Genomic DNA, 14,804 nt, shown 5'->3' with positions numbered 1-14,804 from the left:
TAAAAGCACCAAAAACTTATGGATTTCTTATTGATGCTATCATACGGAAAAGCAAAGAATACACCAATTTATTGGTTCCGGTTTGCCTTTCTAATCCGCATACTGCCTTTGGTTCTTTACGGATGGACCGGGTATTTATGATATTTGAGAGTCTGCCGCTATGGCTGCTTTTTTGGCCATAGACCATAAAACAACTGTCCAAAATGTAGACTATGAAATTCTTCAGCAATCATTATTAAAGCTGAAACAGCACTTAACGCAAAAGCAATAAAGATGAGATTTCTATTTAAATTATGGAGCAGTTTTTGTAAAGGAAGGCTAAAAAAATCAGATATGAATAGTAGACAGAGTAAATTGTTGGTATTAATCGCTTCAGTTTTTGTTGCTGCTTGCCAAAACGGAGAAACCGATAAAAAATCTAAAAAGACAGAAAGTGGTAAGGAAATAAGCCAAGCTTCGATAATAGGCTGTTACCAAGATATTGTTAAGAGAGATACCTTTCAATTAACAATAACGGCCGTTAATGGAGACAAGGTTGAAGGCACACTTTTTTATAATTTTTATGAAAAAGACGACTCTAAAGGAAGTTTTGAGGGTGTCTACAATAATGGGATTTTAAACATTAATTTTTCGGCTAATGGAGAAGGTACCACTTCTGTTAGAGAAGGAAGTTTTAAAAAAGTGAGTAGCGGCTTTGTAGAAGGGACAGGTGAGATTAAGATGGACGGCAATAAGCAGTATTTCAGCGACCCAAAAAACATCAATTATGATGGAAGCTTAAAGTTTGTGAAGAGCGAAAACTGTCTTCCATCAATATAAAAAATCTCAACGAATGATTTGATTACGAAGACCATAATTGAATTAAAACCCTTTGGGAAAAAAAGTTATAATTTAAAAATATGTTAGATTTTACTAATTGCAATATAGTTGACATTGTTGCTCACCAAGTTGGCAATCAAACAAATGATGAAGGATTTATATTGGCAGCTTCATTACTTGATACGGAAGATGGACGATTAAAAGAACTATTAATAAAATACTTCCTACATCCTTTCAAAGATATTGAAGATTGCTACTCCTTTACATTTTCCGATGAAGATTTCACGTTAAATCCATTATATCAATACGCTAGTAGTATCTTTTCAGAGAGAAAAGACTTCAAAACAAAAAGCGAAAGTATTGCAAAGCATCTTTATGAAATAGCTTTGCATCCCCAAATAAAGTCAGGAGATTTATTTGTAGCAACTTTTGATAACATTAGTATTGACGGAGAATTGGTAAAGGCTTTAGGACTTTTTAAGTCAGAAAACAGACAAGATTTTTTAAAATTAAGCAAAGACTCAAAAGAATTTTCATTGGGGTATGATGATGGAATAAATGTAGATAAACTTGATAAAGGATGTTTAATTTTTAATGCTGAAAAGGAAAGCGGGTTTAAAATATGCATAGTTGATAAATCAAATAAATCCAACGACGCCCGATATTGGGTAGATTTCTTTTTAAATGTGAAAAATAGAAAGACAAACTTTCATCAAACCAACCAATTTTTAGGCATTACCAAACAATTTGTAACCAATCAGCTTGCAGAAGATATTGAAGTATCAAAAGCAGACCAAATTGATTTCCTCAACCGCTCAGTTGATTATTTCAAGAAGAACGAAACATTCGACAAGCAGGAGTTTGAAACAGAAGTTCTTGCCAGCGCCAATGTTATTGAATCATTCCGAAAATTTGACAAGACTTACCGACAAGAAAATGAGGTAGAACTTTCAGATAATTTCGAAATATCTGCACAAGCCGTAAAGAAGCAGGCAAGAGCATTTAAAAACATTCTAAAGCTCGACAAAAACTTTCACATTTACATACATGGTAAAAGGGAATTGATTGAACAGGGAGTTGACGAAAACGGACGAAAGTTTTACAAAATATATTACGAAAATGAAGCTTAATCGCTCAACCTTTTAAAAATCTAATGAATCTTCAAGGGCAATGGTTATTGCAACAAACTTGTTAACCAAAATCAGGACCTTACTTGATTCTGTTAATATCGAAGAAAAAAAATTATGAAATCAAAATGCGAAGAAAAAATTGTTAAACTCGAAGCTGAGTTGAAGAATTTAAAAGCAACATGTAATGTTTAAAATTAAATTACGCAAAAAGAAGTAAAAAGGCTTAGAGCCTGTTTAAATTTTGATAAAAAAGATTGCTGTAGCCAGCTCGGTGGAATCGGCCTCGCAACTGTTTGGAGGAAAAAACGCCTAAAGCTGCTTGCAGAGACTTATCGTGTTACTGGTGCGAAGAGGATTCGCAGCCGCGCGCAGGGAAAAGCTAGGGGAAAGGCCTCGAATAATCGATATTAAGCGGCTTGGCGAATTTTTACCCAAAGAAGTGCCAGCCTTGAGTTTTTGCTACTTTTTTGTCAAGAAAAAAGTAGAACTCCCGTCCGGATAGGACAGCGTTGGGTGAAGTAGAGGGCGTTTTGGGATAGGTTGAAGCCCGACTAGAGAAATAAAATTGTAAAATTTAAACAGGCTCTTAAAACCCAGTTGAATTATATTCTCACGGTTATGTTCATGATAAACATTATATGATAGGTTCGATTTTTCCAGAAAAATGGTCCATTGTAAAGAACAAAAGCCGAACCGATAAAATCAACCAAGCAGCTATTTATCTATCAGATTAACAATATGTTTTGGCATAAAAAAACCGGAGTTAGCACTAAAATTAGAGCTAACCCCGGCGGGGTACTCTCAACTCTAAAGATTTCCAAAACCTTTTTGGAAGATTTGGAAATTTTAGTGCGCTTAATCGCTTAGAATCGGCGTTTTAAAATATGGCGACGGGAAGAATATCCAACCGTTTTAAAAATAATCTTAATAACAATTATGATTGTATAGTTTTAGGTTTGTTTGTCTTCATTTCGCTTGTAAGTGTTACTAAAGTAGTCGCCAGATAGATTATCTGAATCTTTTTAAGGAAAATAAAAGCGTATGAAATTGGCTGCTTTTGTTAATAAAAATCATTTTCTAGTTCTTTTGATAAATATTAGCAGACATAAAAAAACATGGCATTCCGAGAAAGCCTTAAAAGGTCGCCCGGGCTAAACTGGTTGTGTAACAATTTTATCGAAATTAGTTAGCAGATGGAAATGCTTCTTTCAATGCTTTTGCCTCTGCATTTGTTATCCTAGAAACACTCCCGTGTCTAGCATCATCAGGCATTGACACATCTTTCTCCAGGCTCCAATCAATAAGATTTGCCGAAGACGAAATCCCATATTTATCAACCATAGGATAATCATAAAGTAGCAGCCATCCCTTTTTAATAGGGTCTTTCATTACGCTTGGGCCTTCTGTAATTGTTGGGGTAATTTGACCTTTGTTTAAAGTTCCCTCAAAATTTTTGTAAGGACCTATTATATTTTTAGATGTTGTAACTCTAATTCCTCTTCGTTCACCGGTTTTAACCCCAAATTCTTCCTCTTTATGAAACAGGTAATAAATTCCGTTGTGCTTAGCCAAAGTACCATCAATTACAGAATATGGCGGCGCAAACATTACTTTCGCCGTGCTGAAGTTTTCCCAGTCGGTAGTTGTACAGTACCAAAGGCGGCTTTCCTTCCATCCTGCATCTTTAAATGTTGAAGACCAAAAAATTGTGTATTTTTTTGTGTTTTTATCGTAGAAAAATTCCGGGGCCCATATATTATTAACTAAGGCACCGGTCTCATCTTTTACCCCCTTCATCAGATAGATGTATTTATCCAACTTCCAATGTATTAAATCCTTTGAGGTTGCATAAGTTACACTTGGGCCTAGTTGCTTCTTTTTTTCGGGGTCGCTTTCTCCACCAGTCGCTATTAATCGCCAAAGACCATCTGCTCCACGATGAATAAACTGATCTCTCATAAACTGATCCCAAACAGGCTTATTGTCATTTAAAGCCGTCCAATGTCGACCGTCGGTAGATAATGCGATATGGAGTTTGGCTTCGAGCATTGGATTTGGTAGTGCCACCTCAATGGTTTCTCCTTTTGCATTGATCTCAATTCGAGTTGGATAGCGTTGTCGAAAATAGGTGAGCATCCATACACTATCAGTTTTAGCAACATTTTTATTATATGTTGCTTTTGGTTGTGCGCTTCCGGTTTGAGCGACTAATATGATTAATGTAATCAGATGAAATGATCTATACATAAACGGTTTTTACTTGAGCGGGTTAATATACAACTTATAAAAAAATAACTATGGTTGATTTCTTTCCCTACATCTATAAATACTTCTCTTAGGCTGCGATAAAAAAGGAAAAAGCATCAGCATAAGTTAGACCCAAAACCTATTTATGACGGGCAACTAAATATCCGCTATTCTGTCAGCAGAAAAAGGAGGTAGCCAACCTCCTTAAATTTTCCACCTTTTTGGGTTTCGGCTGTAATCATGAACAAATCTAGTTTCTGAGGCTGAATTTTTAACGGTTTTAGCATCTTTGCAGAGATGATTTTCAACCAATCCAAGAAGAATTAAGTTTACTTAAAAACTCTCCTTCCAATCAAAAACTAAATATCATTAGTCTAGAATTATTAAGTCCTGCCCCAGGTTTCTAAACCTGATGGTAGCAGCAGCCCGCAAGGAACGAGCGGCTACAGCAAACAGCAGGGCTTTATTAAGTATATGGCTTCTGCCGGCTCATTTTCTGAAATCGATTGCCAATCTCCAGTTTTTGATTTCTTGCTAGAAGATTGCTTTCTCGATAAATCAGAACGGACAATGCGCATTCGCCCTTTACTTCTAGAATCCTCTAAAAATTATAGTTTACACCAATTGTGATTTGCACATAAGAAACCGGTTGTTTTGTAACCAATCTACCGGCATTTACGCGCCTGTTTTCATTTTTTACTTCAAAGCCTTCTGAATGTACAAAATTACCTTTCAAACCTACACCGAAATGTGCTCCTAAAGCATATCTCAAACCTACACTAGCGCCATAAGCAAAAGCGGTTGATTTAGAGCTCCGTTGATAAAACGTTTGAGCAGGATCTTGTGGATCTTCAAGCACAATCTTTAATTCTGGTGTCTTAAAGCTTTTTATTAAACCCGCTTCCAATCGTACGTCTACTGTTAGTTTATCGAATATAAGCGAATATTGTGGGCCTAAGAGTGCTGTCAAGTTGCTATATCGCTCAGAAGAAGTCACTGTAGATTCGCCTACAGCAAAGGCATCAGTATAACCGTTAGAGAGGTTTTCTACATCGGCTTTACTCAACTGACCTTGGTCTTGGTACGAAATAAGACCACCAATGGCGATGTTTTTATGGAAATAATATGCGCCATCTAGTCCGAAAACAGGACCGGTTTTGGCGTAGCCAGCTTTGTTGTTCTCGTGGTAAATCGCACCATAATCTTTGTTAGAAAACTGTCCCGTTGGAATTGACGCACCTCCGAAAAGGCCGATGTAACTTCTTGTTTGTGCTTGCACGCTTACCGAAATTACAGTAAGCAATGCGCCTAAAATTGAAATTTTTTTCATTGTAATGAGAGTATAAAGTTATTGAATGGTAACAGGAAAATTTGCTTCTAAATCCGTAGAACCTGGCGCGAATGTTCCGTTTTTGGCGTTTGGTTGATGTCTTAGTATCACTTTTAATTTTCCAGAACTTGCGGCGCCAGTCGTAAACACATTTTGAAGACCTACTTGAAGTGCAGGTGAATTTGTGTCTTTATCTGCTCTAACTACCGTTAAGTTTAAATACGGGCCGGTAGCGCTCGCGTCTGTTCCGGGAATACTTGCACTAGTGGTACCGAAGGCTAGATTTGCAGCGGACACAGGGCTAGGTTGGAAGAAAAATAAGTGATAGTTAGAACGCTCCTTTACCTCGTTGGATACATTAAAAACAGGAGTCTGCGTGGTGTCTAGCATAACAATTTGCATATCATAAACAGCATTTGGCTTCAACTTAAGTGAGGTTGAATCGGTAGAGGTAATCTCTCCATTGTTGTTTAAATGATAAACGTATTTGCACGTCGCTTTGTCTGAAACGTCTGCCCTATTTGTTAGATTTAAGCTGATAGAAGTCAAGGCTTCATTTGAGATTGTTGGGGCAACAGCTTCTTCTGATTTTGAGCTACAACCACCATAAAATAGCGCTGAACCTAACAGCACATAAACGGTTCTTTTTAATGTAAACATGATTTTTAAGATTTAATTTGTGAATTATTTATTTGTTATGATTTGATGTTAAAAGGGATTTTCAGTCTTAGGATGAAGTTTCGTCCTGCCTCGTCTGCGAAATACCTAAACCGATCTAAATAATCTCTGTAGGCTTTATCGGCCAGGTTGTTTGCAGAGAAATCGATGTCGCCCACAGTGCGACCAATGTTAAGTTTAAATGCTAAATGTGCATTTACCAGACCATAAGCAGGCGGAGGCGCGGCATAATCTTGGCCTGCCGGAACTTTGTTTTGTTTTGCTACGTAAATGTATTCTGCTCCAAGTTGAAACGTCTTTAATGGGCCGATATCTCCAAAATGATAGGTTAAACCGTTCTGAAATCGACCTGGCGGAGTATAGATTAAGTAGTCTTTTTGGGTTTTATTATAGGCATAAATTAACGATGATTTAGAGTTGAAGTCTAAAGAATCGACAGGATTAATGGTAAGGTTAAAATCAATTCCCCTAAAATATACGTTAGCTTGAGTATAGTTAAATCGCAGTAGAGATCCACTTTGTACCCTTATGTATTGGCCCGACGGTTGAAGAAAGATGAAATTGTTAATAGAATTGTTGTATGCTTCTAAAGCAAACTGAACACAATGAGATGCATAATTTAAATCTAAACTAAAATTATTTGCTCTTTCTGTTTGAAGATTTGGATTACCAACCTCGTAAGAAATTAAGGTTTGATGAACGCCATTCGAATAAAGTTCGTTAACGGTTGGCGCTCTAAAAGCTGAACCATAGTTTGCGCTTATTTTTAAATTGTCCGTTAAGTCATAAGCCGCGCCCAAAGTTGCGCTGCTGCTATGGTAGTTGGTAGTTTCAGCCTCTATTTTCGCTATGTTTTCGTTAAATTTAAAGGCTCGCAACCAACGGTAGTCATAGCGTATACCTGCTTCCAACAATAATTTTTGATGTCGGTATTTTTCTAAAAGGTATGCACCGCCATCGTAATCTACAAAGTTTGGAATGAGGTAGCCAAATTTTCTGATGTTTCCTTGGTGCAAACCGCTTACGCCTAGGGATCCAGAAAATCCACCAAATTGTTTGTGGGTATAATTAATGTCTGCCGTAGTAGACTTTACATTTAAGAATAAAGCTGGGTCGTTATTGGGAGAGAAAGACAGCAGGTTATATTCCGAGCGTTTGTTAGATTGTGTAGCAAACTGTGCCTCTAGCTTAGTTCCATCGTTAAAATTATAGAAACCTCTAAGTTTAAAGGTAGCGTGGTTGGCTAGCTGATATGGGCGATCTATTTTATAACTAAAGTTTACAGGAAATTGGGGCTTACTTTCGTTCAATCGCATTTGTAAATCTGCAATAGAACCCACCTCGGTTCCAGCCAAAATACCTAGTTGCGTGTGGAAGTTGCTATAAAAACTTTCGACGCCAAAATTTTTGTGGTAATACTGCGCCGCCGCCGAAAAATCATCTTCGCTTAGACCGGTATTTCCCAGTAGATAATCTGGTGTTCGGGTATTGCCAGCTCTTTTTAAGCTTCCTTGCAAACGGTAACTAAAACCGGTAAGTTTTTTACCTAGAGCACCTTCCAACATTCCAGAAAAAGCACCGAGATAGCTATTACTCATGCCCACTGCATTTACTTCGCCATTTATTGTGTTTGTTTTAGTTGGCAATGCCTTTGGTTTTACAAGAATTACTCCAGCCATTGCATCAGAGCCGTACCTAATTCCGGCCGCTCCCTTAACTACCTCTAGTTTGTTTGCGATAAATGGGTCTATTTCTGGCGCATGCTCTGCACCCCATTGCTGCGCTTCTAATCTAACACCATTGTTCATAATTAAAACGCGGTTTCCTGTCAACCCGTGGATAATCGGTTTTGAAATCGACGGACCAGTTTGAAAAGTGGTAACGCCGGTTATAGATTTTAATGCATCGCCAAGGCTTAATCCTCTAGTTCTGTCTAAGGCAGCGCCTTGTATTACCGTTAAGCTTTGCGTGGCAATAGCCTTTTGTTCTAATTTGGCAGTACTTATTTTTACATCCTTCAACATTTGAACTGATGGTTTGAGCTGAAGGTTTAACGTGGTGTTTTTAGAGACAAAGATGGTAGTATCTAATAGTTTGTAACCAATGTATTCTGCCACAACGTTTATTTTCCCGCTAGGCACGGTAAACTCATATTTTCCTTTGTTGTCGGTTTGGATGCCGTTGCCACTTCCTTTAGTGGCTACGCTAACCAAAAAAAGCGGACTTTTGTTTGTAGCATCAACCACAACTCCACTTAGCGTAAAGTTTGATTCGTCTTTTGTTACCTGGGCAGAGGCGTAAAAAGAAAGAAAAAAAATAAAGAGAACTGAACCTAAAAAAAATTTGATCATACGGTAGTTGTTGCAACAAAGGTGCAAAAAATAAACGCAATACAATTGCATTTGTTTTAAAACATATCAAAATTTCGGTTTGTATGATGTTTTTTACAAAACTTTTTTAACGATTGGTGTTTGTTGGAATCATGTAAAAGTTAGTAACGGAAGCTAATGGAGATGGGAAACATGAAATATCCCATTTTAAGGCTTTTAAAATAGGTCGTTCCTGACATAGCGGTTACTCTACTTTAAAAAATAATTTAACAAAGCGATGCCTACTCCCAATAAAACAACCATGGTTTTTTTTCTAGAAAATCTATGATCTGGGCTTGATTCGAATAGGATGGTGGTAGAAATGTGGAGCAAAATGCCAATGGCCATTCCCAAAGCATAAGGATAAAAATTATGCAGTCCAACTATGCCACGGTTTAACTCAAAACTAAAGAGGTAGCCGAGTGGAGACATACAAGCAAATGCTATCAAAAGTAAAACAGTGTTTTGGTTACTAACACCTTTGCTTAAAAGAACACTTCCTAAAGCAAACGCAACAGGAATGTGATGCAAAGCAATACCATAAACCAGTTCAGAACTACTGTTGGCGCTTAATGGCATACCCTCTAAAAAAGCATGTAAAGAGAGGCTAAGCATTATGCCCAAAGAAAAAACCTCCTTCTCCGTATTATTTTTTATATGGCCATGTTCTAAACCCGAAGAAAACTGTTCTAACAAAACCTGGAAGATGAATCCACCTAAAATAAACAGTCCAACATTTGGCACATTGCTCTGGTAAACATCTGGCAGTATATGCAAAATGGTAATGGAAAAAATATAAGCCCCACTAAAAGCCAATATAAGTTTCAGGTTATTGTGTTGGTTTTTCTTAAACACAAAAACAGATAATCCTCCTAAGAGCGCACTACCCAATAATAAAAATATAATTAGCAAACTCATGTTAATCCTTTTTTACTCATACACAAATTAGCGAAACTGGTCAACACAAAATTGTCGTTCAATTACGCTCTTTAAGGTTTATCAGAAAACCATTTACAAAAGTAAATATTTTATGCAACTATGTTGCATTAATATTTTTATATCGTATCTTTGGAGAAAATTATCAAGATGAAGAAATTACCTGTTACAGTTTTGAGCGGATTTTTAGGCAGCGGCAAAACTACCCTGTTAAACCATATTTTACACAATAAAGAAGGTTTAAAAGTAGCTGTTATTGTAAACGATATGAGCGAAGTAAATATTGATGCTCAATTGGTAAAAGAGCAGGGGATTCTTTCTAGGACGGAAGAAAAATTGGTTGAAATGAACAATGGCTGTATTTGCTGCACCTTGCGGGAAGATTTGATGTTAGAAGTAGAGAAGCTTGCTAAAGAAAATCGTTTCGATTACTTATTGATAGAAAGTACTGGCATTTCTGAACCTATTCCTGTTGCGCAAACTTTTAGTTTTTTGGATGAAGAAAACGGAATCGACCTTTCTAAATTTAGCTACGTGGATACCATGGTAACCGTTGTAGATGCTTTCAACTTTTTTAAAGATTTTGGGACTGCGGAATTATTGGCTGACAGAAATTTGACAGATGATTATGCGGATAAACGAACCATTGTAAACTTATTGACAGATCAAATTGAGTTTGCGAACGTAATTGTGCTGAACAAAATTGATTTATCAAATGCCAAGGACTTGGCTTTGCTTAAAGCGCTAATAAAAAAGCTGAATCCTGAGGCAAGGATTATAGAGAGTTTGTTTTCGGTAGTAGATTTGAAAAGCATTTTAAACACAAAGCTGTTCGATTTTGATAAGGCAAGCAATGCCGCTGGTTGGATTAAAGAGCTAAACGAGGAACATACGCCCGAAACAGAAGAATACGGCATAGGTTCCACTGTTTTTAGAGACCCAAGGCCTTTTCATCCACAAAGGTTTATGGATTTTTTGAGTCACGATTTTCCAAACAACATCATCAGATCTAAGGGGCTGTTCTGGACTGCCGATAAGCCAGATCAAGCATTTAATTTTTCGCAGGCTGGTGGCTCATCTAGGCTCGAAAGCGCAGGGGTTTGGTGGGGAAGCATGCCAGAAGTAGAGCGCATGAAATATTTAGATTATCAAGAGAATAAAGAGTATCTGGCAAGAAAGTGGTCGGCAGATTTTGACGATAGGTTGAACGAACTTGTATTTATTGGGCAGAATTTGGAGGTAGAAAAGCTTGAAAAAAATCTGAAAGCCTGTTTACTTAGCACAGAAGAACTCGTGAAATATAAGAATGGCGAAAACTTTCAAGAATCTATAAAGTTCATTTGATCGGTAAGATGTATTTGTAACTAATTTTTGATCCAAAAATTTCATCTTTTATCATAAAAAATGCTGAAGTTCAAAAATAATATTGCAACTTTGTTGTAAATGAGTGGAAGAAGGAATAGCATTACACTTATAAGCAGGGTTTTCGTTTGGTTTTTAGCGCTCGTTTTTAGCGCAATACCATTTATAGAGGCTTTTCATTACCATGAGGAACAACCTCAGACAGAAAAGCTGACTAAACATTACAATTCTGGTTTAAATTTTAAGATTAATAGCAAGCAATGTGCTATTTGCCAATACATGCTTACAAAAGAAGCAAGGCTCTTTTACAATACTCCTTCGGTTATCTCCAGTCCACACAGGGTTGAGTATATTGTTAAGTATGTTAATACTGTGCAATTATATCTATCCAAAAAGCGTCTACTTTTTTACGGCAAAAGTCCGCCCTTAATATAGCCGATCAATGTATGCTTTAACATAGATAAAGCATCCGCCATCTCTAATCGACGATGAAAAATTAACCATTTTTTTTAGCGATTTACACTCAGCCGAAAAATAATTTTTAGCTTCTTTGCATCATTATTTTAAAGTAGTAAAATTTCACGATTGACTGTGTGTTATTTCGACCTCGACTGTAAATACGAATTAAAACAAGATTAACCTTTTACAAAAGGTTGCGAATGTGGGTTTACATCGATTTTTAAACATATTATTATGTTAGAAGCCATAGAACTTACCAAAAAATACAACAATCATCTAGTACTTAATCCATTAAATCTTTTTGTGAACGCAGGAGAAATATACTGCCTTTTGGGGAAAAAGGGCGCGGGAAAAACTACCTTGCTCAATCTTTTTACTGGTTTTGTGCAAGCAACTTCTGGAGAGGCGCGCATCGATGGCGAAAAAATACTTCCTAACAATCCTTCCTTTAAAGGGATTCTTGCTTACATTCCTCAGTTTATGATGTTGTGTAAAGACCTTACCTGTTTTGAAAATGTAGACTTCTTTTCAAAGCTCGCTGGGTTTTCTTACACCGCCAAACAGGTGGAAAACTTTTTGACTGAGGCTGGCTTATCGCCCTATATGCGTTATCAAAAAATCAATTGCGCTTCAATAGCCGTAAATCAGAAAATGGGCCTTGCGATTGCGTTAGCCCGAAACGCAAAGATATTGCTTATGGACGATCCAACTGGTTGGCTCGACAACGAAGAGGCCGCCGAGTTTTTTGATCTGATAAAAAGTTTTGCAGATCGAGGAAAAACTGTGCTGATGGCTACCAAAGATATATTTAATGCATCGAACCTAAAAGCACGCATAGGAATTATGCATCATGGGTCTCTTATTGAGGAAATCTCTGCAGCAGACATCAACTCAAATGACTTGCTAAAACTATATTATAATATCATTTGATTGGATATTGTTAAGGAAACATTTGGTTTTTACTGAGTGCTCGAGTCTGATAACGCTGCTTTTTTCTACACTTTAAAAATTAATAATTTATTATGATACTTGAGTTCATTCATTGGAATCCTAACGAAAATCTATTCGACCTTGGCTTCTATGCACTTCGTTATTATTCTCTCCTTTTTATGCTCGCTTTCTTATCCAGTTATTTGGTCTTGCGAACGCAGTTTATCTGCAATACATTGAATTTGGAAATGCTGGATAAGTTGACAATTTATGTCTTTTTAGGTACATTAATCGGTGCCAGATTGGGCCATTGTTTCTTTTACGATTTTGCTTATTTTTCAAAACATCCGCTAGAAATTATATTACCCGTGCAGTTCTCGCCAAATTTTAAATTTCTAGGCTTCCGGGGTTTGGCAAGCCATGGTGGCGGTATAGGAATATTAATTAGCTTAATTTTGTTTAGTAGGAAATATAAAGTTAATCTTTGGTTTGTATTGGATCAAGTTGCGTTGGTAGTGCCGCTTGCCGGCTTCTTTATTCGTATGGGAAACCTGATGAACTCTGAGATTATTGGCAAACCCACCTCGGTGAGCTGGGCTTTTATTTTCGAGCAGGTGGATCAGCTGCCGAGACATCCAACACAGATTTATGAGGGCCTATGTTATCTTTTAATATTTTTGGCCTTGTATTTTTTTGTAATTAATAAGACGCCCACTGGAATAACTTTCGGATGTTGCATAACGTCAATTTTTGTTGTTCGCTTTCTTGTAGAATTCTTTAAAGAAAACCAAGTCGCTTTCGAAAACTCTATGTCGCTAAATATGGGGCAATTGCTCAGCATTCCTTTTATTCTTTTCGGCTTGACAGTTGTTATTTGGCTTTATCGAAAAAATCGAGTTTCTAATTTTAAGCAATAAAAAATATTTTTTGCCAACACGTTATTCAAACGAGCAACATAACCGTAGTAAAGAACAACTGCAAAATGGAAATATAGATTTGATGCAGGAGTGCCCTAAAATCTCTTTAAAGTTTTTTAACGGAAAGTTAAAAAATGTAACAGCTAAATCTATTGCGAGCATAGTCTATCGTTTTCTGTATCATGTCTTAAATCTTAGGCTATTTACCGCGTTCTATTATTTGCTGCTAAAAACGTAAATTTGTCGTTCAGGAAAAATAAAAATGGCAGATTTAGAAGATTTCGGGGATTTATTGGAAAGAAACCATTTAAAGAAAACAAGTACCCGATTGACCGTTTTGGGGATACTCAAATCAAAACGGGAGGCAATTTCACAACCCGATTTGGAAAAAATATTGGGCAAAGGAGTAGATAGGGTAACGCTTTATAGAACTTTATCAACTTTCGAAGAGAAAGGTATTCTCCATAAGGTTTTAGATTTAAATGGAACTGCTAATTATGCATTTTGTTCATCATCTTCTCATAGTCACAAACATCAAGATGAACATGTGCATTTTAATTGTACCGCTTGTTTAACTGTGTATTGTTTAGACGAATTAAAAATTCCAATCGTTAATTTACCTATTGGGTATTCTTCGCAAAGCATCAACCTTATCGTTTATGGAATTTGTAACAGTTGTAATGAAAAGGCCACTGATTATTTGAAGAAAAAAAATAATTAAGGGTTTTTAATAATTATTGGAGACTATTAAATGTCACGTATGAGATGAGAAGAGCTAGGAAGGAGAGCCATTTACATCGGGGTGGCACCAGCTTGGTTACGCCAACAATCTCCGTAATGAAAAAAAATTGCGAGGATAAGGTTAAAAAGCTTGAAGCATCATTATCGGAGTTGAAGGTAAAAAATCGAACACCGTGAGTGTAGAGAACATGCTCTCTAACGCAATATAAGCACTTTCAAGCCTAGAATCCTTTTATAGTAAAGCAGATGTATTGACCAAACAAAGATATTGGGTTCGATATTCAGAGAAAAACTGAGTTTTGACGGAACGAGTTATCGAACCCCAAGACTAAATAAAGGTGCCGAGCTTATCTTCTTAGCTAATAGCATTTTGAAAGGAAACAAAAACGGGAAAGAACGTCTTAAAAAACGTCTTTCCCATTCCGTACCCAGCGCCGGAATCGAACCGGCACAGTTTCCTATCGGTGTTTGAGACCGACGCGTCTACCAGTTCCGCCAGCTGGGCATTTGATTGTGCGGGTTGCAAATGTAGCCAAGAAAAGGATATTTTGCAACAAATTCTCAAAATAATTGTCAGTCAACAAAAACCTTATTTTGGGCGCTCATCTTTTAGCTTTTTATCCACTACAAAAGGCATAAATGGAAGCAAAGATGCAAGAAATATCAATACAGCTTTTCCAAATTTCCATTTCTGTTCTTGCCAGGCCATTACCAATAATGCTGCATATAGCACAAAGAGCAAGCCGTGAGCCCAACCAGTATACTTTACCGCTAAAGGCATCCCTGCGAAGTATTTCAACGGCATGGCTACAAACAACAACAGCAAATAAGAAATGCCTTCTGCAACGGCTACTTTTCTAAAAATTGTGATCGCATTTCCCATAAT

13 protein-coding genes and 1 tRNA gene are annotated in these 14,804 nt (G+C 36.9%); 7 read left to right on the top strand and 7 right to left on the bottom strand.

The window, feature by feature from the left end:
* Window positions 1-333 precede the first annotated feature (333 nt).
* Window positions 334-819 (top strand): hypothetical protein, encoded by a 486-nt coding sequence (locus ABIB40_RS00765; protein ID WP_354354956.1) that lies wholly within the window; start codon window positions 334-336, stop codon window positions 817-819.
* Window positions 820-899: 80 nt separating this feature from the next.
* On the top strand, window positions 900-1,949 hold the full coding sequence (locus tag ABIB40_RS00760) for a nucleoid-associated protein (protein ID WP_354354954.1): 1,050 nt from the start codon (window positions 900-902) through the stop codon (window positions 1,947-1,949).
* Window positions 1,950-3,131: 1,182 nt separating this feature from the next.
* Here the strand turns inward: ABIB40_RS00760 and ABIB40_RS00755 are convergent.
* The 5 genes from ABIB40_RS00755 to ABIB40_RS00735 all read right to left on the bottom strand — a co-directional run bounded on the left by ABIB40_RS00755 (window position 3,132) and on the right by ABIB40_RS00735 (window position 9,491).
* Window positions 3,132-4,196, bottom strand: a complete 1,065-nt coding sequence (locus tag ABIB40_RS00755) for a glycoside hydrolase family 43 protein (protein ID WP_354354953.1) — start codon at window positions 4,194-4,196, stop codon at window positions 3,132-3,134.
* Between the two features lie 601 nt (window positions 4,197-4,797).
* Entirely contained in the window at window positions 4,798-5,526 is a 729-nt protein-coding gene (locus ABIB40_RS00750) for an outer membrane beta-barrel protein (protein ID WP_354354951.1), read from the bottom strand.
* Between the two features lie 18 nt (window positions 5,527-5,544).
* Window positions 5,545-6,186 (bottom strand): hypothetical protein, encoded by a 642-nt coding sequence (locus ABIB40_RS00745; RefSeq protein ID WP_354354949.1) that lies wholly within the window; start codon window positions 6,184-6,186, stop codon window positions 5,545-5,547.
* A 35-nt stretch (window positions 6,187-6,221) separates the two neighbouring features.
* The gene (locus ABIB40_RS00740) at window positions 6,222-8,555 is read right to left on the bottom strand and encodes a TonB-dependent receptor (protein ID WP_354354947.1); all 2,334 of its coding nucleotides are present in this window, start codon (window positions 8,553-8,555) and stop codon (window positions 6,222-6,224) included.
* Between the two features lie 228 nt (window positions 8,556-8,783).
* The gene (locus tag ABIB40_RS00735; protein WP_354354945.1) at window positions 8,784-9,491 is read right to left on the bottom strand and encodes a ZIP family metal transporter; all 708 of its coding nucleotides are present in this window, start codon (window positions 9,489-9,491) and stop codon (window positions 8,784-8,786) included.
* Window positions 9,492-9,641: 150 nt separating this feature from the next.
* Between ABIB40_RS00735 and ABIB40_RS00730 the strand changes: the two genes are divergently transcribed.
* The 5 genes from ABIB40_RS00730 (at window position 9,642) to ABIB40_RS00710 (ending at window position 13,898) form a co-directional block, all read left to right on the top strand.
* Window positions 9,642-10,853, top strand: a complete 1,212-nt coding sequence (locus ABIB40_RS00730; RefSeq protein ID WP_354354943.1) for a GTP-binding protein — start codon at window positions 9,642-9,644, stop codon at window positions 10,851-10,853.
* Window positions 10,854-10,952: 99 nt separating this feature from the next.
* Window positions 10,953-11,306 (top strand): hypothetical protein, encoded by a 354-nt coding sequence (locus tag ABIB40_RS00725; protein ID WP_354354941.1) that lies wholly within the window; start codon window positions 10,953-10,955, stop codon window positions 11,304-11,306.
* A gap of 258 nt (window positions 11,307-11,564) precedes the next feature.
* Window positions 11,565-12,260 (top strand): ABC transporter ATP-binding protein, encoded by a 696-nt coding sequence (locus ABIB40_RS00720; RefSeq protein ID WP_354354939.1) that lies wholly within the window; start codon window positions 11,565-11,567, stop codon window positions 12,258-12,260.
* A 92-nt stretch (window positions 12,261-12,352) separates the two neighbouring features.
* Window positions 12,353-13,177 (top strand): prolipoprotein diacylglyceryl transferase, encoded by an 825-nt coding sequence (gene lgt, locus ABIB40_RS00715; protein ID WP_354354937.1) that lies wholly within the window; start codon window positions 12,353-12,355, stop codon window positions 13,175-13,177.
* Window positions 13,178-13,439: 262 nt separating this feature from the next.
* On the top strand, window positions 13,440-13,898 hold the full coding sequence (locus tag ABIB40_RS00710) for a Fur family transcriptional regulator (RefSeq protein ID WP_354354935.1): 459 nt from the start codon (window positions 13,440-13,442) through the stop codon (window positions 13,896-13,898).
* Window positions 13,899-14,343: 445 nt separating this feature from the next.
* On the opposite strand, the gene ABIB40_RS00705 is transcribed toward ABIB40_RS00710, so the two are convergent.
* Window positions 14,344-14,423 (bottom strand) — tRNA-Leu (locus tag ABIB40_RS00705).
* A gap of 84 nt (window positions 14,424-14,507) precedes the next feature.
* On the bottom strand, window positions 14,508-14,801 hold the full coding sequence (locus ABIB40_RS00700; protein ID WP_354354933.1) for a DUF3817 domain-containing protein: 294 nt from the start codon (window positions 14,799-14,801) through the stop codon (window positions 14,508-14,510).
* Window positions 14,802-14,804: the final 3 nt, after the last annotated feature.

Source organism: Pedobacter sp. UYP30, from assembly GCF_040547165.1.
Lineage (GTDB): Bacteria > Bacteroidota > Bacteroidia > Sphingobacteriales > Sphingobacteriaceae > Pedobacter.
This window is presented reverse-complemented; position numbering and strand designations above follow the sequence as displayed.

What these genes read in the sequence shown, in the direction of transcription:
- ABIB40_RS00755 (WP_354354953.1), bottom strand. Translation starts at nt 4,196, where the DNA reads ATGTATAGATCATTTCATCTGATTACATTAATCATATTAGTCGCTCAA.
- ABIB40_RS00765 (WP_354354956.1), top strand. Translation starts at nt 334, where the DNA reads ATGAATAGTAGACAGAGTAAATTGTTGGTATTAATCGCTTCAGTTTTT.
- ABIB40_RS00760 (WP_354354954.1), top strand. Translation starts at nt 900, where the DNA reads ATGTTAGATTTTACTAATTGCAATATAGTTGACATTGTTGCTCACCAA.
- lgt (WP_354354937.1), top strand. Translation starts at nt 12,353, where the DNA reads ATGATACTTGAGTTCATTCATTGGAATCCTAACGAAAATCTATTCGAC.
- ABIB40_RS00740 (WP_354354947.1), bottom strand. Translation starts at nt 8,555, where the DNA reads ATGATCAAATTTTTTTTAGGTTCAGTTCTCTTTATTTTTTTTCTTTCT.
- ABIB40_RS00750 (WP_354354951.1), bottom strand. Translation starts at nt 5,526, where the DNA reads ATGAAAAAAATTTCAATTTTAGGCGCATTGCTTACTGTAATTTCGGTA.
- ABIB40_RS00745 (WP_354354949.1), bottom strand. Translation starts at nt 6,186, where the DNA reads ATGTTTACATTAAAAAGAACCGTTTATGTGCTGTTAGGTTCAGCGCTA.
- ABIB40_RS00700 (WP_354354933.1), bottom strand. Translation starts at nt 14,801, where the DNA reads ATGGGAAATGCGATCACAATTTTTAGAAAAGTAGCCGTTGCAGAAGGC.
- ABIB40_RS00720 (WP_354354939.1), top strand. Translation starts at nt 11,565, where the DNA reads ATGTTAGAAGCCATAGAACTTACCAAAAAATACAACAATCATCTAGTA.
- ABIB40_RS00735 (WP_354354945.1), bottom strand. Translation starts at nt 9,491, where the DNA reads ATGAGTTTGCTAATTATATTTTTATTATTGGGTAGTGCGCTCTTAGGA.
- ABIB40_RS00725 (WP_354354941.1), top strand. Translation starts at nt 10,953, where the DNA reads ATGAGTGGAAGAAGGAATAGCATTACACTTATAAGCAGGGTTTTCGTT.
- ABIB40_RS00710 (WP_354354935.1), top strand. Translation starts at nt 13,440, where the DNA reads ATGGCAGATTTAGAAGATTTCGGGGATTTATTGGAAAGAAACCATTTA.